Consider the following 18,218-nt stretch of genomic DNA (forward strand, 5'->3'; position numbering starts at 1 on the left):
GGCTGCTTCCACTATGCGCTACAAATCCGGCGATGTGGGGTACTTGTCAAGTGTGGATCTTGACGAGATCGCCGATCGCCTCTACGCGCTTCCCGTGGGCGACTTCATCGCCGCGCGCGAGGCCGAGGCCCGCGCCGCCAAGCAGGCGGGACAGCCCGAGCTCGCCCGTCAGGTGGCCGCGCTGCGCAAGCCCACGGTCGCCGCGTGGGCGGTCAACCAGCTCTCCCGCGCCCACCCCGCCGAGCTGGCCGAACTTCTGGACCTGGGGGAGCAGCTGCGCGCCGCGTGGGCGGCGCAGGACGCCGACGCGCTGGGCGAGCTGACCACGCGGCGCTCCAGGCTCTCCCAGCGGCTGATGCGGCTGGTCCCCTCGGCGGGGACCGAGGTGGAGCGGACGCTCGACGCCGCCACCGTGGACGCCGGCGCCGCCGAGGAGGTACGGCGGGGCCGCCTGGCCAAGCCGCTCAGCTACAGCGGCTTCGCCCCCGCCCCGATCCCCCGCTCGCGCCCGGCTCGCAAGCCGTCGGAGGAGGAGAAGCAGGCCGCCGAGGACCGCAGGGCCAAGGAACGAGCCGAGGCGACCGCGGCCCACGAGGAATGGCGCGCCACGCTGGCGCAGGCCGTGAAGGAGCGGGACCAGCGGGCCGCGAAGGTCGCCGACCTGGAGAAGAAGCTGGCGAAGGCCCGCAAGAAGCTCGCCGAGGCCGACCAGCGGGCGGAGGTGGCCAGGCGGGAGGAGGCGCACGCGCGGGCGCGGCTCAGCCGTTAGAGTGGTGTACGAAACCGTTTCGTACACCTGGAGGTTCCATGTCCGAGCTCGCAGCGATCGTCACGGGCGCCAACAGCGGTATCGGCCTGCCCACGGCGCGTGAACTGGCCAGGCGCGGCGCGCGCGTCACCGTCGCCTCCCGCGATCCGGAACGCGGCAGAGCCGCCGTGGCGGCCATCCTGCGCGACGTCCCCGGCGCCGACGTCGGCTTCCGCAGGCTCGACCTGGCCGACCTGTCCTCGGTGAGGGAGTTCGCCGCAGGCGTGGAGCGGGTCGACCTGCTGATCAACAACGCGGGCATCGGCATGATCCCGCGCGGGCAGACCAAGGACGGCTTCGAGCTGCAGTTCGGCACCAACCACCTGGGCCACTTCGCGCTCACCGGGCTGCTGCTGCCGCTCCTGCTGGCCGCGCCCGCCCCCAGGGTGGTGAACGTGTCCAGCGACGCCCACAAGATCGGCAGGCTCGATTTCGACGATCTGGGCCTCGAGCGCGGCTACGGCAAGATGAGCTCCTACGGCCGCTCCAAGCTGGCCAACCTGCTGTTCACCTTCGAGCTGCAGCGCAGGGCGAAACGGGCGGGCTCGGCGCTGCTGTCGGTGGCCACCCACCCGGGCGCCACCGCCACGAATTTCTTCAGCCTGGGTCCCTTCCAGCCGCTGCTGAAGCTCTTCCTCCACAGCGCCGAGGACGGCGCGGTGCCCTCCCTCTACGCGGCCACCTCGCCGCTCATCAGGGGAGGGGAGTACCTCGGGCCCAAGTCCAAGCCGCTGACGCCCAGCAAGGACGCTCTCGACGAGGCGCTGGCCGCGCGGTTGTGGGAGGTCTCGGCCGAGCTGACCGGCGTACGATTCCAGGAGTTCGCCTACAACTAAGGACGTGCGCGTGCCATCACTGGACCCAGGCAGGGAGAAGGCCATCCTCGACGCCACCTTCGACCTGCTGTCGGAGATGGGCTACGACCGGATGTCCGTCGACCAGATCGCCAAGCGCGCCAAGGCCAGCAAGGCGACCATCTACCGGCGCTGGGCCGGCAAGCCCGAGCTCGTCGTCGACGTCATCTGCCGCCGCTTCGACATGGACGTGCCTCCTGTCCCCGACACCGGGTCGCTGCGCGGCGACCTCGTCGAGGTCGTCAGGGGCCTGGCGGCGGCGGCCGAACGCAAGCACGGGCTCATCATGGGACTGTCGTCCACACTCGTCTCCCATCAGGAGCTGGCCAGGACGCTGCGCGAGCACATGCCCGTGCGCGACCTGGCCGGCACGTCGCTGCTGATCGAGCGGGCGGTGGCGCGGGGCGAGCTGCCCGGGGCCGTCGAGGCGGGGCGGCTGTTCGAGATCGTGGAGGCGCTCGTCTGGCACCGCCTGATCTTCATCGGGCCGCCGCTCGACGACGCCTTCGCCGCGGAGTCGGTCGACGGCGTACTGCTTCCCCTCACCCACGCCTGGGCGGCCCGAAGCTGACGACTCCGGGCCTGGTCCGCCTGAAGCTGACGAGTTGATGTCAGATTCGCGACCAAAGCCTTTCTGACCGGGGGAGTGCGTGCCTAGGGTCGTCGACATGACGATCGACGACTTCATCGACCGCCTGCCCAAGGTCGAACTCCATGTGCACCTGGTCGGCTCCGCCTCGGTGCCGACCGTGCTCGAACTGTCGCGCCGCCACCCCGGCAGCGGCGTGCCGACCAGCGAGGAGGAGCTGCGGGCCTTCTACGCCTTCCGCGACTTCCCCCACTTCGCCCAGGTCTACAAGGCGGTCAACGGCCTGGTGCGCGAGCCAGAGGACGTCGCCTCGCTGGTGGTCGGGCTGGCCCGCGACCTCGCCCCGCAGAACTGCCGCTATGTCGAACTGCAGGTCACGCCGTACGCGCACTGGGTGCGCGGGCTGCCGATGCGCGCGGTCACCGAGGCGCTCGACCTGGCCGCGCGGCAGTCGCGCGACGAGCACGGCGTCGAGATGGCCTACATCTTCGACATCCCCGGCGAGTACGGCACGGAGGCGGCCCGCGTCACGCTGGACCACGCGCTGAACGAACCTCCCGCCGCGTTGACAGGTTTCGGCATCGGCGGGATCGAGCAGGACCGGCCCGCCTACCGCGACGCCTATCGTGACGCGTTCACCGCCGCCCGCGCGGCAGGGCTGCACAGCGTCCCGCACGGCGGCGAGATGTCAGGGCCCGAGACGGTGTGGGAGGTCATCGAGGGCTACGGCGCCGAGCGGATCGGGCACGGCATCAACTCCCTCCAGGACCCCCGCCTGGTGGCCTACCTGAGGGAGACGCAACTGCCGCTGGACGTCTGCCCGACCTCGAACGTCTGCACGGGACAGGTGAAGCGGATCGAGGACCACCCGCTGCCCCGCATGCTGGAGGAGGGCCTGTTCGTCACGCTGAACAGCGACGACCCGCCGATGTTCGCCACGACGCTCGCCGCGGAGTACCGCGTCGCCGCGCACGTGTTCGGGATGGGGCAGGCGGAGCTCGCGCAGCTGGCGCGCAATGCCGTACAAGCTTCCTACCTGGGGCAGGACGGCAAGCGGGCGCTGCTGGCGGAGATCGACGCCCTGGTCTGACACCGGGGTGCCCCGCGGACAGGGCGCGTCCGCGGGGCCGGAATCGCGGGGCTACAGTCCCGTGATGTAGAGTAGGCGGTTGGGCGAGCCGCTGCCGGGGCTCTTGACGACGCCGGTCGTGGCGTTGTTCACGATCGCGTCGCGTACCTGCTGGGGGGTGGCGCCGGTGTGGCCCTGCAGGTAGAGGGCGGCGGCGCCGGTGACGTGCGGGGTGGACATCGAGGTGCCGCTGATCGTGCTCGACGCCGTGTCGGAATCCTTCCACGCCGAAGTGATGTTGTAGCCGGGCGCGAACAGGTCCACGCAGGTGCCGCGGTTGCCCCACGACGGCTTGGTGTCGGTGTTGTTGGTGATCGAGACGGTGATCGCCTCAGGGACGCGGGCGGGCGACTGGGTGCAGGCGTCCAGCGCGAACAGCCCGAACAGACCGTTGCCCGCCGCGATGGCGTAGGAGACGCCCGAGGCGATGGAGTTCTTGACCGCCGTGTCGAGCACGGTGTCGGCGCTGCCGCCGAGGCTCATGTTGGCGACGGCGGGCTTGACGGCGTTCGCGGTGACCCAGTCGATGCCGGCCACGACCTGGTCGGTGGTGCCGGAACCCTGGCAGTTGAGCACCCTGACGCCGACCAGCGTCACGCCCTTGGCCACGCCGTACGAGGATCCACCGGTCGTCCCCGCGACGTGCGTGCCGTGGCCGTGGCAGTCGTTGCCGTTCTGGCCGTCGCCTATCGCGTCGTACCCGATCGAGGCGCGCCCGCCGAAGTCGTTGTGGGTGGGCCTGATGCCGGTGTCGATGATGTAGGCCCGCACGCCCGCACCGGTGGGTCCGTAGGTGTAGGAGCTGTTCAGCGGGAGGTTGCGCTGGTCGATGCGGTCCAGGCCCCACGAGGGCGGGTTCGGCTGGGTGTCGGAGGCGCGGTGCACCACCACCTGCTGCACGTACTCGACCGAGGGGTCGGCGGCCAGTCGCTTGGCCTGCCGTTCGCTGGCGTGGACGGCGAAGCCGTGCAGCGCGTGCCGGTACTCCCTGAACGTCGTGCCGCCGTGCTTGGCGGTCAGGTCGCCGGCGGCCCTGGACACCTCGGGCCGGTCCTTCAGGACCACGATGTAGGTTCCGGGGACGAGGTTCTCGGGTTCGGCGCTGGGGGTGACCAGCTTGCCCGACGGCTCGGGGTCGGCCAGGGCGGGAGCGGAGCTCGCCAGGACGGCGGCGGCCGCGGCGATGACCGCGGCCCAGCGACGTAAGGCGGCGTGGCGTAAGACCATGGGGGGTGTTCCCTTCGTAGGTCGATGACCACGAAGGTAAAAAACACAAAGGAAGCTGACAAGACCTAAAATTTAGGGTCAAATCCGCTGATGGTCCGTGGATGTGGCGCCGACGGCCCGCTTCACGGCGAGGCGATCCTGCCCAGTCCCGGCGGAATCTTCGCCGCCGCGGCCCTGTCGAGCAGGAAGAGCGTGCGCTGCCGGCCCCTGGCGCCCGCCGCGGGCACCTGCATCCGGCCCGAGTCCTCCGCCAGCGCCAGCCGTACGGCTCCCGCCTTCTCCTCGCCCGCGGCCACCACCCACACCTCGCGCGAGGCCTGGATGGTGGAGAAGGTCAGCGAGATCCGCACCGGCGGCGGCTTCGGCGAGCCGTGCACGGCCACCACCGGGCGGGTGTCGTAGACCGCGGGGTTGCCGGGGAACAGCGAGGCCACATGGGCGTCGGGGCCCATGCCGAGCAGCATCACGTCGAACGAGGGGACGGGCCCGTGATCCTCGGGACGGGCCGCCTTGCGCAGCTCCTCGGCGTAGGCGTCGGCCGACTCCTCGGCCGTCATGCCGGAGTCGGGCCCCCGCATGACGTGGACGCGCTCGGGGTCGAGGTCGACGTGGTCGAGCAGCGCCTCGCGGGCGCCGGTCTCGTTGCGCTCCTTGTCGCCGGTGGGCAGGAAGCGCTCGTCACCCCACCAGATGTCCAGCTTGCGCCAGTCGACCGCGTGGCGCGCGGGCGTCGCGGCGATCGCGGCCAGGGTGGCGATGCCGACCGTGCCGCCGGTCAGCACCAGCGACGCCGAACCCCTCGCCGACTGCACGTCGACCAGGCGGGTGATGATCCGCGCGGCGACGGCCTTGGCCAGCACGTCGGCGTCGCGGTGCACGACTACGTTGGGAACGCTCACGATCACACCCTATCGAGGAGTGGCGGGCCGGCTCGCGCTCGCCGCTCGGGCGCGCGCGGCCGAGACGCCGAAGGTCCCGGGTCCGATGGAACCCGGGACCTTCGGACGGAAGCTCAGGACCTGTGCGAACGAGCCAGCCGCTTCAGCGCCGCCTCGTAGATCTCGTCGGAGTCGAGCCTGCGCAGCTCCTCGGCCAGCAGCTCCGAGGTGCTCCGCCTGGCCAGCGCCACATGCCTGTCAGGCTGCCCGGGACGCGACAGCGTGGCCAGACGGGCGTCGCTGCGGGTGACGGCGACCTCCCCGCCGTCGAGCGACAGCCGTACCGAGGTCAGGCCGGGACCGGCGGAGTCGGCCACCTTCACCGGCGCGCCCAGCCGCTCCGACAGCCACGCCGCCAGCAGCGGCGCGCTGGCGTTGCCCGTCGCCGCGTCGACGAAGCCCTTCTTGACCTTGCCCACCGGCTGGTCGAAGGCGGCGGCCAGCAGGCTGCGCCACGGCGTCAGCCTGGCCCACGCCAGGTCGGTGTCGCCCGGAGCGTAGCCCTTGGCCCTGCCCGCCAGCGCCTTGATGCTCTCGTGGGCGGACTTGGCGTCGGTGATCCTGCGCTGGGCCAGCATCCCGACCGCGTCCTGCGCGGGTACGGCGGGCGCGTCGCCCGGCCACCACGCCACCACGGGGGTGTCGGGCAGCAGCAGCGGGCTGACCACCGAGTCGGCGTGGTGGGTCAGCTCGCCGTACAGGCGCAGCACGACGACCTCGCCGGGCGCGGCCTCGCCGACGCGCAGCTCGGCGTCGAGCCTGTTGGCCTCGTCGCTCTCCCGGTTGATCACCACGAGGATCCGCGAGGGGTGCTCGCGGGCGGCCTCGGTGGCGGCGCGGACCGAGTCGTACTGGTCACGCTCGTCGCAGACCACCACCAGCGTCAGCACCATGCCGACCGCGGGGGCGCCCATCTGGTGGCGCAGACGGGTGAGCTGGTTCGAGATCTTCCCAGCGGTCGTGTCCGTCAACATGAAGGAGGTCATGAGCCCTCCTTCGTCGGTCCCATGACCTCCGAAGTGCTGTGTTCGATGGTTCTCTCGCTGCGCTCGTTCACAGTCGCCTCCACACCCGGCCGTCGCGGGCCATCATCTCGTCAGCCGACGGCGGGCCCCACGTGCCCGCGGGGTACTGGTCGGGCTGGCCCTGGGTGGCCCAGAACTCCTCGATCGGGTCGAGGATCTTCCACGACAGCTCGACCTCGCGCTGGTGCGGGAACAGCGGCGGGTCGCCGATCATCACGTCCAGCAGCAGCCGCTCGTACGCCTCGGGCGACGACTCCATGAACGACTCGCCGTAGGCGAAGTCCATGGACACGTCCCGCACCTCCATCGCGGTGCCCGGGACCTTCGAGCCGAAGCGCACCGTGATGCCCTCGTCCGGCTGCACCCTGATGACCAGGGCGTTGTGGCCGAGGATCTCGGTGTCGTCCTTGCTGAAGGGCAGGTGCGGGGCCTTCTGGAAGACCACCGCCACCTCGGTGACGCGGCGGCCGAGCCGCTTGCCCGTGCGCAAGTAGAACGGCACGCCCGCCCAGCGCCTGTTGGCGATCTCCAGCTTGATGGCCGCGTAGGTCTCGGTGTTGGAGTCGGGGGGAATGCCGTCCTCCGCCAGGTACCCGACGACCTTCTCGCCACCCTGCCAGCCGGCCGCGTACTGGCCGCGGGCGGTGGAGTGCGACAGGTCGGAGGGCAGTCGCACCGCCTTGAGCACCTTCTCCTTCTCCCTGCGGAGCGAGTCGGCCTCGAAGGAGGTGGGGTCCTCCATCCCCACCAGCGCCAGCAGCTGGAGCAGGTGGTTCTGGATCACGTCGCGGGCCGCGCCGATGCCGTCGTAGTAGCCCGCGCGCCCCGCCAGGCCGATGTCCTCGGCCATGGTGATCTGCACGTGGTCGACGTAGCTGCGGTTCCAGATCGGCTCGTAGAGGTTGTTGGCGAACCTCAGCGCCATGATGTTCTGGACCGTCTCCTTGCCCAGGTAGTGGTCGATCCGGAAGATCGAGCTCTCGGGGAAGGCCTCGGTGGTGATCTCGTTCAGCTCGTGCGCGCTCTTCAGGTCGTGCCCGAACGGCTTCTCGATCACCACGCGGCGCCACGAGCCCTCGGGCGCGTCGGCCAGGCCCGTGCGCTTGAGCTGCTTGACCACGGTGGGGAAGAACTTCGGCGGCACCGACAGGTAGAACGCGTAGTTGCCGCCCGTCCCCCTGGTCTGGTCGATCTCCTTCAACGCCATCGCCAGCGCGTCGAACGCGCCGTCGTCCGAGAACTCGCCAGGCACGAAGTGGATGCCCTCGGCCAGCTGCTTCCAGACCTCCTCGCGGAAGGGCGTGCGCGCGTGCTCCTTCACCGCGTCATGCGTGAGCTTCGCGAAGTCCTGGTCGGCCCAGTCGCGGCGGGCGAACCCGACAAGGGAGAAACCGGGCGGCAGCAGCCCCCTGTTGCCCAGGTCGTAGATCGCCGGGAGCAGCTTGCGCTTGGCCAGGTCCCCCGTCACGCCGAAAAGTACCAGCACGCATGGGCCCGCCACCCTGGGCAGCCGCTTGTCCCGCGGGTCACGCAGCGGGTTGGCGGCGGCTACCTCAAGCGTGGTGGCCGTGCTCGCGGCGGCGGCCGCAGCGGTGACGGCCTCCTCCACGGGCGCTGCCGGATCCGTCATCTCAGACCTCCTGTGCGGCTGCGAGCAGGTGCGCGATCCCCGCTACGCGGTCGGTCAAATGCAGTCGTATGGCGGGCCGCCCTCTCTCGGCGAGCGCCCGCTGATCGCCCAGCGCCTGCGCGAGCTGCAGCTCGCCCAGCGTGTAGGGCTTTCCAGGAATGTGGACATCGGCCGTCACGGCACCGGTGATCTGCAGGAACACCCCGTTGGACGGCCCGCCCTTGTGGTACTGCCCCGTCGAGTGCAGGAAGCGCGGCCCCCAGCCGAAGGTCACGGGCCGCTCGGTCCGCAGGGCCAGCAGCGCCCGCAGCGTCTGGGCGTCGGCCGCCATCCACGCCTCGGTCATCTGCTCGAAGTCGGCGTCCTTGGGCATGGGCGCGTCGAAGGCGGCCAGCCGGTCGAGGTAGGCCATGACGGCCAGGTAGCCGTCCGCGGGAACGGCGTGGAGCAGCTCGGTGAGCACGCCGGACAGGTCCTTGGCGTGGGTCTCGCCGTACACCTCGACGGGCCCGTCCACCAGCACGGGCCCGGCGGCGGCCGGCCCCTCCTCCAGCACGCGGGCGGTGTTGTCCTTCGCCTCGGCCACGTCGGGCTGGTCGAAGGGGTTGACGCCGAGCACGAGCCCCGTCAGGGCCGTGGCGTACTCCCACACCAGGAACTGCGCGCCCAGCGATCCGTCGACCCTGACGTCGCCGTCGTCGGACTCGATGGCGACCACCAGCTCGTCGCGGGCGCCCGTCGGCTCGGCGGCGACGACGGGCAGGATGCCCTTGCCGTGCTTGCCCGTGGACTCGGCCACCAGCTGCTCGATCCAATCGGGCAGGCCGTTGATCTCGCTGAGCTGGTCCTCCAGGATCAGCTTGTCGCGTCCGGCCAGGGCGGCCCCGCCGAGCGCCGCGCCGAGCGCGAGCCCCGGGTTGCCCTCGGTCAGCCGCAACAAGGGGAGCATCTCCTCGGCCTCGTCGAGCAGGTCCGCGACCTCGGCTCCGGCCAGCGCGCTCGGCACCAGGCCGAACGCCGACAGCGCAGAATAGCGCCCGCCGACGTCGGGGTCGGCGAGGAAGATCGTGTAGCCGGCCTCGATCGCCTCCTGCTCCAGGGGCGAGCCCGGGTCGGTGACGACCACGATCCGGTCGGAGGGGTCGATGCCCGCCGACCTGAAGGCCTCCTCGTAGATCCTGCGGTGGCTGTCGGTCTCGACGGTAGAGCCGCTCTTGCTCGCCACCACCACGATCGTGCGGTCGAGCCGGTCGTCGAGCGCCCGCCGTACCTGCGCGGGGTCGGTGGTGTCGAGCACGGTCAGCGGCACGTCGGCGGTGTTGCAGATGACCTCGGGCGCGAGCGAGGACCCGCCCATGCCCGCCAGGACCACGTGGTCGAGGCCTTCGGCGCGGGCCCGCTCCACGAGCTTGTCGATCTCGGGGAGCAGCTCGCGTGAGGTGCGCGGCAGGGTGAGCCAGCCGAGGCGGACGGCCGCCTCGGGCTCGGCCGCCGCCCCCCACAGGGTGGCGTCGCCCGCCGCGAGGCGGGCGGGGGCGTCGGCCAGCCGCGCCGCGACGGAGGCGGCGGCCTCGGCCACCCCCTCCTCGCGGTAGGTCACGTCCATCGTCAGACGGCCAGCTTCTTGGTGATGCTGTCGAGCAGGTCGTTCCACGAGGCCTCGAACTTGTCGACGCCCTCGTCCTCGAGCACCTTCACGACGTCGTCGTAGTCGATTCCCGCCTCCTTGAGCGCGGCCATGGTGTTCCACGCCTGCTCGTAGAAGGGACGGATGGTGTCGCCGTTGATGCGGCCGTGGTCGGCGACGGCGTCGAGCGTCTTCTCCGGCATGGTGTTGACCGTGCCGGGGGCCACCAGCTCGTCGACGTACATCGTGTCGACGTAGTTGGGGTCCTTGACGCCGGTGGAGGCCCACAGCGGACGCTGCGGGCGGGCGCCCGCGGCGCGCAGGCGCTGCCAGCGCTCGGAGTTCATGACCTCCTCGAACGCGGCGTAGGCCAGGCGCGCGTTCGCGATGCCCGCCTTGCCCTTCAGCTCGGGCTTGCCCACCTTGTCGAGGCGCTTGTCGATCTCGGTGTCGACGCGGCTGACGAAGAAGGAGGCCACCGACTCGATGGTCGCCAGGTTGAGGCCCTTGGCCTGGGCCGCCTCGAGGCCGGCCAGCCAGGCGTCCATGACCTGGCGGTAGCGCTCGAGGGAGAAGATCAGCGTGACGTTGACGCTGATGCCCTCGGAGATCGCCTGGGTGATCGCGGGCAGGCCCTCGACCGTCGCGGGGATCTTGATGAGCAGGTTGGGCCGGTCGACCGCCCACCACAGGAAGCGGGCCTCGGCGATCGTCTTCTCGGTCTCGCGCGCCAGGCGCGGGTCGACCTCGAGCGAGACCCTGCCGTCCACTCCGCCCGAGGCGTCGTAGACCGGGCGCAGCACGTCGGCGCCCCAGCGGATGTCGTAGGTGGTGATGGCGCGCACGGCCTCACCCACGTCGACCCCGCGCACGGCGAGGTCGTGCAGCTGGGCGTCGTAGGCGTCGCCCTTGCTGAGCGCGTTGGCGAAGATCGTCGGGTTGGAGGTGACACCCACGACGTTCTTCTCGCGGATCAGCTGCTCCAGGTTGCCGCTGCGCAGGCGCTCACGGCTGATGTCATCGAGCCAGATGGAGACACCCTGGCTGGTGAGCTTCTTCAGGTTTTCCGACATTTCCTAGTTTCCCGTCGTCTCGCCCTTGTCGTACCCCAGCTTGGCGAGGCTGGCCTTGGCCGCGGCCACGACTCGCTCGGCGGTGAGGCCGAACTGCTGATACAGCGTCCTGTACGGCGCCGATGCGCCGAAGTGCTCAAGGCTGACCACTTCGCCCGCCTCTCCAACGAACTCGCGCCAGCCCAGCGCGATTCCCGCTTCGACGGCGACGCGTGCCTTGACCGTCGGCGGCAGCACCGTCTCCCGGTAAGCGCAATCCTGCCCGTTGAACCACTCGACACACGGCATCGAGACGACCCGCGTCGGAATTCCCTCGGACTCCAGCAAGTCGCGCGCCGCGACGGCGATCTCGACCTCGCTGCCGGTGGCGATCAGCACCGCCTGCGGCTGCCGGGTGGAGGCCTCGCGCAGCACGTAGCCGCCCCTGGCGACGCCCTCGGCGCTGGTGCCCTCGAACACCGGCAGGTTCTGCCGGGTCAGGGCGAGCGCGGCGGGACGGTCATTGTGCTTCAGCACGGCCTTCCACGCGGCCGCGGTCTCGTTGGCGTCGGCGGGACGCACCACGTCGAGGCCGGGAATGGCGCGGAGCGCCCACAGGTGCTCGACCGGCTGGTGCGTGGGACCGTCCTCGCCCAGGCCGATGGAGTCGTGCGTCCACACGTAGGTGACGGGCAGCTTCATCAGCGCCGCCAGCCGTACGGCGGGCCGCATGTAGTCGGAGAACACCAGGAAGGTGCCGCCGTAGGGACGGGTGCCGTTGTGCAGGGCGATGCCGTTGAGGATGGCGCCCATGCCGTGCTCGCGGATGCCGAAGTGCAGCGTGCGGCCGTAACGGTTACCGGGGAACTCCCTGGTCTGGTACTCCTCGGGGATGAAGGAAGGCTCGCCCTTCATCGTGGTGTTGTTCGACTCGGCCAGGTCCGCCGAGCCGCCCCACAGCTCGGGCAGCACGCCGGCCAGCGAGCTGAGCACCTCGCCCGAGGCCTTGCGAGTGGAGATCGACGAGCCGATCTCGAAGCTCGGCAGCGCCTTGTACCAGCCGTTGGGCAGCTCGCGCTGGGAGATGCGGTCGAACTCGGCGGCGCGCTCCTCGTTGGCCAGGCGCCAGTCGGCGTAGGACTTCTCCCACTCCGCGTGGGCCGCGCGGCCGCGATCGGCGATCTGGCGGGCGTGCTCCAGCACCTCGGCGGGCACGTTGAAGGACCTGGCGGGGTCCATGCCCATGATCTCCTTGGTGGCGGCGACCTCCTCGGCGCCCAGCGCGGAGCCGTGGGCCTTGCCGGTGTTCTGCTTGTGCGGCGCGGGCCAGCCGATGATCGTGCGCAGCCTGATGAAGGACGGCCTCTCGGTCTCCGCGCGGGCGGCCTCGAGCGCCTCGTGCAGGGCCTGGACGTCCTCGACGTACTCGCCGGTCGCCGTCCAGTCGACGGTCTGGACGTGCCAGCCGTAGGCCTCGTAGCGCTTGGCCACGTCCTCCGACAGGGCGATCGCGGTGTCGTCCTCGATGGAGATGTGGTTGGAGTCGAACACCACGGTGAGGTTGCCGAGCTTCTGGTGGCCGGCCAGGGCGCTGACCTCGTGGCTGATGCCCTCCTCGATGTCGCCCTCGGAGGCGATGCACCAGATGTGGTGGTCGAAGGGGCTGGTGCCGAGCTCGGCGTCCGGGTCGAACAGACCGCGCTCGCGGCGGGCGGCCATCGCCATGCCGACCGCGTTGCCGATGCCCTGGCCCAGCGGGCCCGTGGTGGTCTCGACGCCGACGGTGTGCCCGTGCTCGGGGTGGCCGGGCGTGCGGCTGCCCCAGCTGCGCAGGCGCTCGATGTCCTCGAGGGTCAGGCCGTAACCCGACAGGTAAAGCTGGATGTAGAGAGTCAGGCTGGAGTGGCCGCACGACAGCACGAAACGGTCACGACCCACCCACGTGGGGTCTGTGGGGTCGTGGCGCATGGTCCTCTGGAAGAGCAGGTATGCCGCGGGCGCCAGGCTCATCGCGGTGCCCGGGTGCCCGGAGCCCGCCTTCTCGACCGCGTCCATCGCCAGGGCTCGGACGACGTCGACCGCCTTCTTGTCGAGGTCGGTCCATTCAAAGGTGCTCAACTGCTCGATCTCCGGAATCTAGTTGTCATGGTGGTGCTGGTGGCTTTTCCCGCCCACACTGACCCTAACTGAGTGGACCTTGCTGGAGAGGACCAACCCGGCCCCCGATGCCCCCACTGGCCGGACCGGCTCACCCTGCGACTACAGTTTGTTTGTTCGCAGGACGTCTGGTGCTCGGCGTCCACGGTTCCGCTCTCTTCAGAGGTTACGCGTTGACTCCGCACTCGCTGGAAGCGCCTTGACGGTGCTCACGAACAGGCAATCGCCGGCCGAAGCCGCGTCCCCCGAGGCGGCGGCCGCGCCGCGCTCCTTCGCCGGGGTCGTCAAGGCGTACGTCGCGCTGACCAAGCCGCGGGTCATCGAGCTGCTCCTGATCACGACGCTGCCGGTCATGTTCCTGGCCGCGGGAGGCCTGCCACCGCTGTGGAAGGCCCTGTCGGTCATGGTGTTCGGCACCCTGTCGGCGGGCAGCGCCAACGCGCTCAACTGTTACATCGACCGCGACATCGACGTGAAGATGCGGCGCACGCGCAAGCGGCCGCTGGCCAGGCACCAGGTCACCCCACGCGCGGCGCTCGTCTTCGGCATCGTCCTCGGAGTCCTGTCCGTCGCGGGCATGTGGATCACCACCAACCTGCTGGCGGCGGCGCTCAACCTGTCGGCGATCCTCTTCTACGTCTTCGTCTACTCGATGATCCTCAAGCGCCGCACCTCGCAGAACATCGTGTGGGGCGGCCTGGCGGGCTGCATGCCCGTCGTCATCGGCTGGGCCGGCATCACCGGCGGCCTGGAGTGGACGCCGCTGGTCCTGTTCGGCGTGGTGTTCTTCTGGACACCGCCGCACACCTGGACGCTGGCGATGCGCTACAAGGAGGACTACGCGGCGGCCTCGATCCCGATGCTGCCCGTCGTGGCCACCGAGCGCAGGGTCGTGCTGGAGTCCATCGCCTACACGTGGGCGACGGTGGCCTGCTCGCTGCTGCTGTGGCCGGTGGCGGGCACCACGCTGCTCTACCCGATCGTCGCCGTCGTGCTCGGCGCCTTCTGCCTGGTGGAGATCTATCGGCTGCTCGGCAGGCTCAACGCCGGCAAGAGCGGCGTCGACCTGCGGCCGATGCGCTTCTTCCACTGGTCCAACGCCTATCTGGCGCTGCTGTTCCTCGCCGTGGCGATCGATCCGCTGCTGGCCTGACCCGCTCTCGAAGTGGGAAGGACAGCGTCATGGCGATCCGTTACAGTCACCGTATGAAGACCCGTGATCCACGCTGGGTGTTCAAGGACCGCCCGTCGTTCGGGTTGATCGCGGGTCTGGTGCTGGCGGGCATCTGCGCCCTGGTGTCGTTCTCCTTCGACGTGCTCAACGGGGCGCCCGTGCAGTTCCTCGTGGCGCTCGTCCTGGCGATGGCGCCGGTGCCGCTGCTGCTGGCCGCCGTGCTGGCGCTCGACCGCATGGAGCCCGAGCCGCGCAGCAACCTGATCTTCGCCTACGCCTGGGGCGCGGGCATCGCCGTGCTGGTGGCCGGCGTGGTCAACTCGCTCAACCTGCACTACATCACCGACACCGTCGGCCTGTCGGCGGCCAGCGCGCGCAACATCGCCGCGACCTTCGGCGCGCCCGTGGTCGAGGAGACGATGAAGGGCCTGGTGCTGCTCGGCCTGCTCAGGTTCAGGCGCGCCGAGCTCGACGGGCCCACCGACGGCGTCATCTACGCCAGCATGGTCGGGCTCGGCTTCGCCATGACGGAGAACGTCAGCTACTACATCGCCGCCCAGGACCAGCTCGGCGTGCAGGGGCTGGCCGTGACGGTCGTGCTGCGCGGCATCCTGTCGCCGCTCGCGCACCCGCTGTTCACCTCCATGACCGGCGTGGCCGTCGCCTACGCCGCCAGGCGCACGGGCTCCGACCGGGCCCTGATCATCCTCGCGGGCTGGGTCGCCGCGATGCTCCTGCACGGCATGTGGAACGGCCTGGCCTCCTACGGCGGTTTCATGGGTCTGGTGGTCGCCTACCTGGTGCTGCTGACGGTGCTGTTCGTCCTGATCGGCGTGGTCATCCGCGATCGGCGGCGCATCGTCGCCCTGCTGCAGCGCTACCTGCCGCCCTACGAGCCGACCAGGCTGGTCGACGCGGCCGACATCTACATGCTGTCGGCGCTGTCACGGCGCAGGCAGGCCAGGCAGTGGGCCAAGGCCCACGGCGGCAAGGCGGGGCTGCGGGCGATGAGCGACTACCAGCTGGCCGCCACCGAGCTGGGGCTGCTGCATGAGCGGGCGGCCCGCCACATCGTCGACGACCAGACCTTCCATGAGGAGCAGCGGGCGCTGCTGGAGTGCATGAGCGCGGCCAGGTCGGGCTTTCCCGTACCGCGGAGCCACGCCAGAGCCGCCGCCCAGGGCACCCCGCCACCCGGCTACGCGCCCGGTGCGCCCGCCTCCCAGTCCACCGACGGTCAGTGGCCGCTCTGAGGGCCGCTCTGGGGGCCGTTGCGAGGGTCCCGCTGAGCGAAGCTCTGCGCCTCGCTGAGTGAGGTCTCCTTCGGGCCGGGGAAGACCGGCTGGGCGCCGAACACGACGTCGCCCAGCGCCTTGGCCGCGGCGAAGAACTCACGGGCGGCCGAGGCGTAGGTGGTCGCCGCCCACTGCTTGGTGGAGTCGTCGCCCACGCCGAACGTCTCGATGCCGGCCGTACGGCACAGCGTGACCGCGCGCGGCAGGTGGAAGACCTGCGTGACCACGGTGACGTCCCGCGCGCCAAAGACCTGACGGGCTCGCACGCACGAGTCCCAGGTGTCGAAGCCCGCGTAGTCGCGCACGATGACGGCGTCGGGCACGCCCCTGGCCAGCAGGTAGTCGCGCATGGCCGAGGGCTCGTCGTAGTCCTTGCGGCTGTTGTCGCCCGACAGCAGCAGCGCCCTGACCTTGCCGGCCCGGTAGAGCTCGGCGGCGATGTCGAGCCGCCTGGCCAGCATCGGGCTCGGCTGTCCGGAGAACAGCCCGGCGCCGAGGACGAGCGCGGTGCCGGAGGAGGGGACCTCCTCCAGCCAGCCTGGCGTGTCCGCCACCACCCTGCGGTCGTCGCTGCCCAGCCATGCCCAGGTCAGCGGGGCGATCGCCGCGACGCTCAGCGCCACGGCCGCCTGGTAGGCGCGGCGCATCGCGGTACGGGACACCCGGAAGGAACGGGCAAACGGCATGAAAGCGCACCTTCCGCCGGTGGGGGAGTGGCGGACCAATCGTGCCATAAGCCCCACGGCGGGGGCGGGCGATCAGTGGGGGAGGGGGACCGGCGCCGCGGGGGCGGCGGCGGGCAGCTCCTCGCGGACCCTGAGGCTGGTCGCCACGCGCAGCGCGCCGATCCACACCAGTGTCGAGCCGAGCACGTGCAGGCCGACGAGGAAGGCGGGGACGGCGAGGAAGTACTGGATGTAGCCGATCGCGCCCTGGGCGAGCTCGATCAGCAGCAGCGTCAGCGCCGCCCTGCGGGCCTGCTTCGGCGCGTCGCTGACATGGAGCGCGAACAGCAGGGCGAAGGTGAGGCCGACGACGACGTAGACGATGTCGGCGTGCAGCCTGGCCACGGTCTCGATGTCGAAGTCGAAGCGGCTGGCCAGCGCGTCGCCCGAGTGGGGGCCCGTGCCCGTGACCACGACGCCGGCGACCAGGAGCACGGCCACGGCGGCCACCAGCGCGTAGCCCAGCCTGCGGATGTCGCGGTGGACGACGCGCTTCGCGGGGGCGTCGCCCTCGCGGGAGCGGGCGTAGAGCGCCCAGCAGCCCGCGATCAGCCCGATGGAGATCAGGAAGTGGACGCTGACCGTCACCGGATTGAGCATCGAGCGCACCACCAGGCCGCCCCACAACGCCTGGGCCAGGACGCCCGCGGGCTGCAGCCACGCCAGGCGCACCAGGCCGGTACGGCGCGGCCGCAACCGCCACGCGGTCAGCAAGCACATCGCCCCCACCGCCAGGACGGCGAAGGTGAACAGGCGGTTGCCGAACTCCACCGACATGTTGAACCAGCTGTGCTCGGGGTGCGCGACAGGGATGAAGCTGTCCGGGGTGCACCTGGGCCAGGTCGGGCAGCCGAGACCGGACCCGGTGACCCTCACGGCCACGCCCGTGACGGTGATGCCCGCGTTGGCGATCACGCCGAGCAGGGCCCACAGGGTCATCGAACGAGCGGTCGGCGGCCAGAAGGATTTCACGTCATCGATGGTATGGGGCGGGGTGGGCGGTCCCGCCATCGAGCCAGGCCGGATAGACCTCGTTGCGCGTGGTGGCCGCCGCGTGCGCCCTGCGGGCCTGCTCGACGACCTCCGCGGTGACCGGCCCTTCCCGCTGCCAGGCCAGGAGGTGGCGGTACCACAGCGGGTCGCCGTCGATCGGCCTGATCGCCAGGCCCGGCTGGTCGCGGAAGGTCGCCTGGCACAGGCTGACGCCCTGGCCCTCCAGGACGAGGTCGAGCAGGAGCGGCCCCTCGACCTCGTGCGGCACCCGGGGATGCAGTCCCTCGGCGTGGAAGACGGTCGCCCAGTACTCCCGCACCCTGTCGTCGTCGGGCGGCGGCGCGATCCAGTCCTCCGCCGCCAGCTCGGCCAGCGTGACCCGCGTCCTGGCGGCCAGCGGATGGCCGTCGGCCATCATGGCGAACACCGGCTCGACGGCCACCGGATGCAGCACCACGCCGGGAGGCGCCGCCAGCTCGAACCCTGGACAGTCGCCCACCACGGCGAGCTCCAGCTGGCCCGCCGCCACGAGCTCGACGAGCCGCGTCGACGCGCCCCTGGTCACGGTCGTGACCTGGACGTCGGGAAGGCTCTTGCGCAGATCGGCGACGAGTCCCGCCAGCAGCGGCGCGTTCACCGAGCCGATCCTGAGCTTCGCGGGAGCGCCAGGGACGCGCAGGCCGATCACCAGGTCATCGATGGCGGGCAGGATCGCGCGGGCTCGGGCCAGCACCAGCTCGCCGAACGCGGTCGGCCGCACGCCGTGCGAGGTGCGGGTGAAAAGGCTGCCGCCCAGCATGGTCTCGATCCTGCGCAGCTGCGCGGTCAGTCCCGGCTGGGACAGGCGAAGGTTCCTCGCGGTGCTGGTCAGGCTGCCGGTCTCGGCGATGGCGCAGATCACGCGGAGGTGCCGGATCTCCAAATCCATAACGCGATGTTATGGGCAAGTGGGAGCTGCCTTCAGAAGATGGCCTGCACCACCATCGAGCCACCTC

General features: G+C 70.8%; 16 protein-coding genes. 6 read left to right on the forward strand and 10 right to left on the reverse strand.

Annotation, left to right across the window (positions count from 1 at the left end; all coding sequences use genetic code 11):
• Positions 1 to 52 precede the first annotated feature (52 nt).
• The 4 genes from AB0B45_RS34230 (at position 53) to add (ending at position 3,341) form a co-directional block, all read left to right on the forward strand.
• Positions 53 to 769, forward strand: a complete 717-nt coding sequence (locus tag AB0B45_RS34230) for a hypothetical protein (protein ID WP_358139016.1) — start codon at positions 53 to 55, stop codon at positions 767 to 769.
• A gap of 38 nt (positions 770 to 807) precedes the next feature.
• Positions 808 to 1,644 carry an oxidoreductase gene (locus AB0B45_RS34235; protein WP_358139019.1) on the forward strand — a complete coding sequence of 279 codons (837 nt, stop codon included), beginning with the start codon at positions 808 to 810 and terminating at the stop codon, positions 1,642 to 1,644.
• A gap of 10 nt (positions 1,645 to 1,654) precedes the next feature.
• Positions 1,655 to 2,233: a TetR/AcrR family transcriptional regulator gene (locus AB0B45_RS34240; RefSeq protein ID WP_358139021.1), complete on the forward strand. Its 579-nt coding sequence runs from the start codon at positions 1,655 to 1,657 to the stop codon at positions 2,231 to 2,233.
• Positions 2,234 to 2,330: 97 nt separating this feature from the next.
• Positions 2,331 to 3,341, forward strand: coding sequence for an adenosine deaminase (gene add, locus AB0B45_RS34245; RefSeq protein ID WP_358139024.1), 1,011 nt, complete (start codon positions 2,331 to 2,333; stop codon positions 3,339 to 3,341).
• A gap of 51 nt (positions 3,342 to 3,392) precedes the next feature.
• Here add and AB0B45_RS34250 read toward each other — a convergent pair whose 3' ends face one another.
• The 7 genes from AB0B45_RS34250 to tkt form a co-directional block, all read right to left on the reverse strand.
• Complete coding sequence (locus AB0B45_RS34250; protein ID WP_358139027.1) at positions 3,393 to 4,607, reverse strand: S8 family peptidase; 1,215 nt, start codon at positions 4,605 to 4,607, stop codon at positions 3,393 to 3,395.
• A gap of 122 nt (positions 4,608 to 4,729) precedes the next feature.
• Positions 4,730 to 5,506: a 6-phosphogluconolactonase gene (pgl, locus tag AB0B45_RS34255; protein WP_358139029.1), complete on the reverse strand. Its 777-nt coding sequence runs from the start codon at positions 5,504 to 5,506 to the stop codon at positions 4,730 to 4,732.
• A 113-nt stretch (positions 5,507 to 5,619) separates the two neighbouring features.
• Positions 5,620 to 6,531 carry a glucose-6-phosphate dehydrogenase assembly protein OpcA gene (locus tag AB0B45_RS34260; protein ID WP_358139032.1) on the reverse strand — a complete coding sequence of 304 codons (912 nt, stop codon included), beginning with the start codon at positions 6,529 to 6,531 and terminating at the stop codon, positions 5,620 to 5,622.
• Positions 6,532 to 6,598: 67 nt separating this feature from the next.
• Positions 6,599 to 8,200 carry a glucose-6-phosphate dehydrogenase gene (gene zwf, locus AB0B45_RS34265; RefSeq protein ID WP_358139035.1) on the reverse strand — a complete coding sequence of 534 codons (1,602 nt, stop codon included), beginning with the start codon at positions 8,198 to 8,200 and terminating at the stop codon, positions 6,599 to 6,601.
• 1 nt (position 8,201) lies between these two features.
• Positions 8,202 to 9,806 (reverse strand): glucose-6-phosphate isomerase, encoded by a 1,605-nt coding sequence (locus tag AB0B45_RS34270; protein WP_358139038.1) that lies wholly within the window; start codon positions 9,804 to 9,806, stop codon positions 8,202 to 8,204.
• A 2-nt stretch (positions 9,807 to 9,808) separates the two neighbouring features.
• The gene (gene tal, locus AB0B45_RS34275) at positions 9,809 to 10,900 is read right to left on the reverse strand and encodes a transaldolase (protein ID WP_358139041.1); all 1,092 of its coding nucleotides are present in this window, start codon (positions 10,898 to 10,900) and stop codon (positions 9,809 to 9,811) included.
• Between the two features lie 3 nt (positions 10,901 to 10,903).
• Positions 10,904 to 12,997, reverse strand: coding sequence for a transketolase (tkt, locus tag AB0B45_RS34280; RefSeq protein ID WP_358139044.1), 2,094 nt, complete (start codon positions 12,995 to 12,997; stop codon positions 10,904 to 10,906).
• Positions 12,998 to 13,235: 238 nt separating this feature from the next.
• Here tkt and AB0B45_RS34285 point away from each other — a divergent pair, with 238 nt between their 5' ends.
• Together AB0B45_RS34285 and AB0B45_RS34290 are read left to right on the forward strand one after the other, a co-directional pair.
• Positions 13,236 to 14,189 carry a heme o synthase gene (locus tag AB0B45_RS34285; protein ID WP_358139047.1) on the forward strand — a complete coding sequence of 318 codons (954 nt, stop codon included), beginning with the start codon at positions 13,236 to 13,238 and terminating at the stop codon, positions 14,187 to 14,189.
• Between the two features lie 53 nt (positions 14,190 to 14,242).
• Positions 14,243 to 15,463 carry a PrsW family intramembrane metalloprotease gene (locus AB0B45_RS34290; RefSeq protein WP_358139049.1) on the forward strand — a complete coding sequence of 407 codons (1,221 nt, stop codon included), beginning with the start codon at positions 14,243 to 14,245 and terminating at the stop codon, positions 15,461 to 15,463.
• On the opposite strand, the gene AB0B45_RS34295 is transcribed toward AB0B45_RS34290, so the two are convergent.
• From AB0B45_RS34295 to AB0B45_RS34305, 3 genes are all read right to left on the reverse strand, one after another.
• Entirely contained in the window at positions 15,448 to 16,191 is a 744-nt protein-coding gene (locus AB0B45_RS34295) for an ElyC/SanA/YdcF family protein (RefSeq protein ID WP_358139052.1), read from the reverse strand. The genes AB0B45_RS34290 and AB0B45_RS34295 overlap by 16 nt on opposite strands.
• Before the next feature lie 72 nt (positions 16,192 to 16,263).
• On the reverse strand, positions 16,264 to 17,202 hold the full coding sequence (locus tag AB0B45_RS34300; RefSeq protein WP_358139055.1) for a COX15/CtaA family protein: 939 nt from the start codon (positions 17,200 to 17,202) through the stop codon (positions 16,264 to 16,266).
• Position 17,203: 1 nt separating this feature from the next.
• Entirely contained in the window at positions 17,204 to 18,151 is a 948-nt protein-coding gene (locus AB0B45_RS34305; protein ID WP_358139058.1) for a LysR family transcriptional regulator, read from the reverse strand.
• Between the last annotated feature and the right edge of the window lie 67 nt (positions 18,152 to 18,218).

Source organism: Nonomuraea sp. NPDC049152 (assembly GCF_040648355.1).
Taxonomy (GTDB): domain Bacteria; phylum Actinomycetota; class Actinomycetes; order Streptosporangiales; family Streptosporangiaceae; genus Nonomuraea.

Coding starts and splice junctions, on each gene's coding strand:
- AB0B45_RS34235 (WP_358139019.1), top strand. CDS start 808: ATGTCCGAGCTCGCAGCGATCGTCACGGGCGCCAACAGCGGTATCGGC.
- add (WP_358139024.1), top strand. CDS start 2,331: ATGACGATCGACGACTTCATCGACCGCCTGCCCAAGGTCGAACTCCAT.
- AB0B45_RS34250 (WP_358139027.1), bottom strand. CDS start 4,607: ATGGTCTTACGCCACGCCGCCTTACGTCGCTGGGCCGCGGTCATCGCC.
- AB0B45_RS34260 (WP_358139032.1), bottom strand. CDS start 6,531: ATGACCTCCTTCATGTTGACGGACACGACCGCTGGGAAGATCTCGAAC.
- zwf (WP_358139035.1), bottom strand. CDS start 8,200: ATGACGGATCCGGCAGCGCCCGTGGAGGAGGCCGTCACCGCTGCGGCC.
- AB0B45_RS34270 (WP_358139038.1), bottom strand. CDS start 9,806: ATGGACGTGACCTACCGCGAGGAGGGGGTGGCCGAGGCCGCCGCCTCC.
- tal (WP_358139041.1), bottom strand. CDS start 10,900: ATGTCGGAAAACCTGAAGAAGCTCACCAGCCAGGGTGTCTCCATCTGG.
- AB0B45_RS34290 (WP_358139049.1), top strand. CDS start 14,243: ATGAAGACCCGTGATCCACGCTGGGTGTTCAAGGACCGCCCGTCGTTC.
- AB0B45_RS34295 (WP_358139052.1), bottom strand. CDS start 16,191: ATGCCGTTTGCCCGTTCCTTCCGGGTGTCCCGTACCGCGATGCGCCGC.
- AB0B45_RS34305 (WP_358139058.1), bottom strand. CDS start 18,151: ATGGATTTGGAGATCCGGCACCTCCGCGTGATCTGCGCCATCGCCGAG.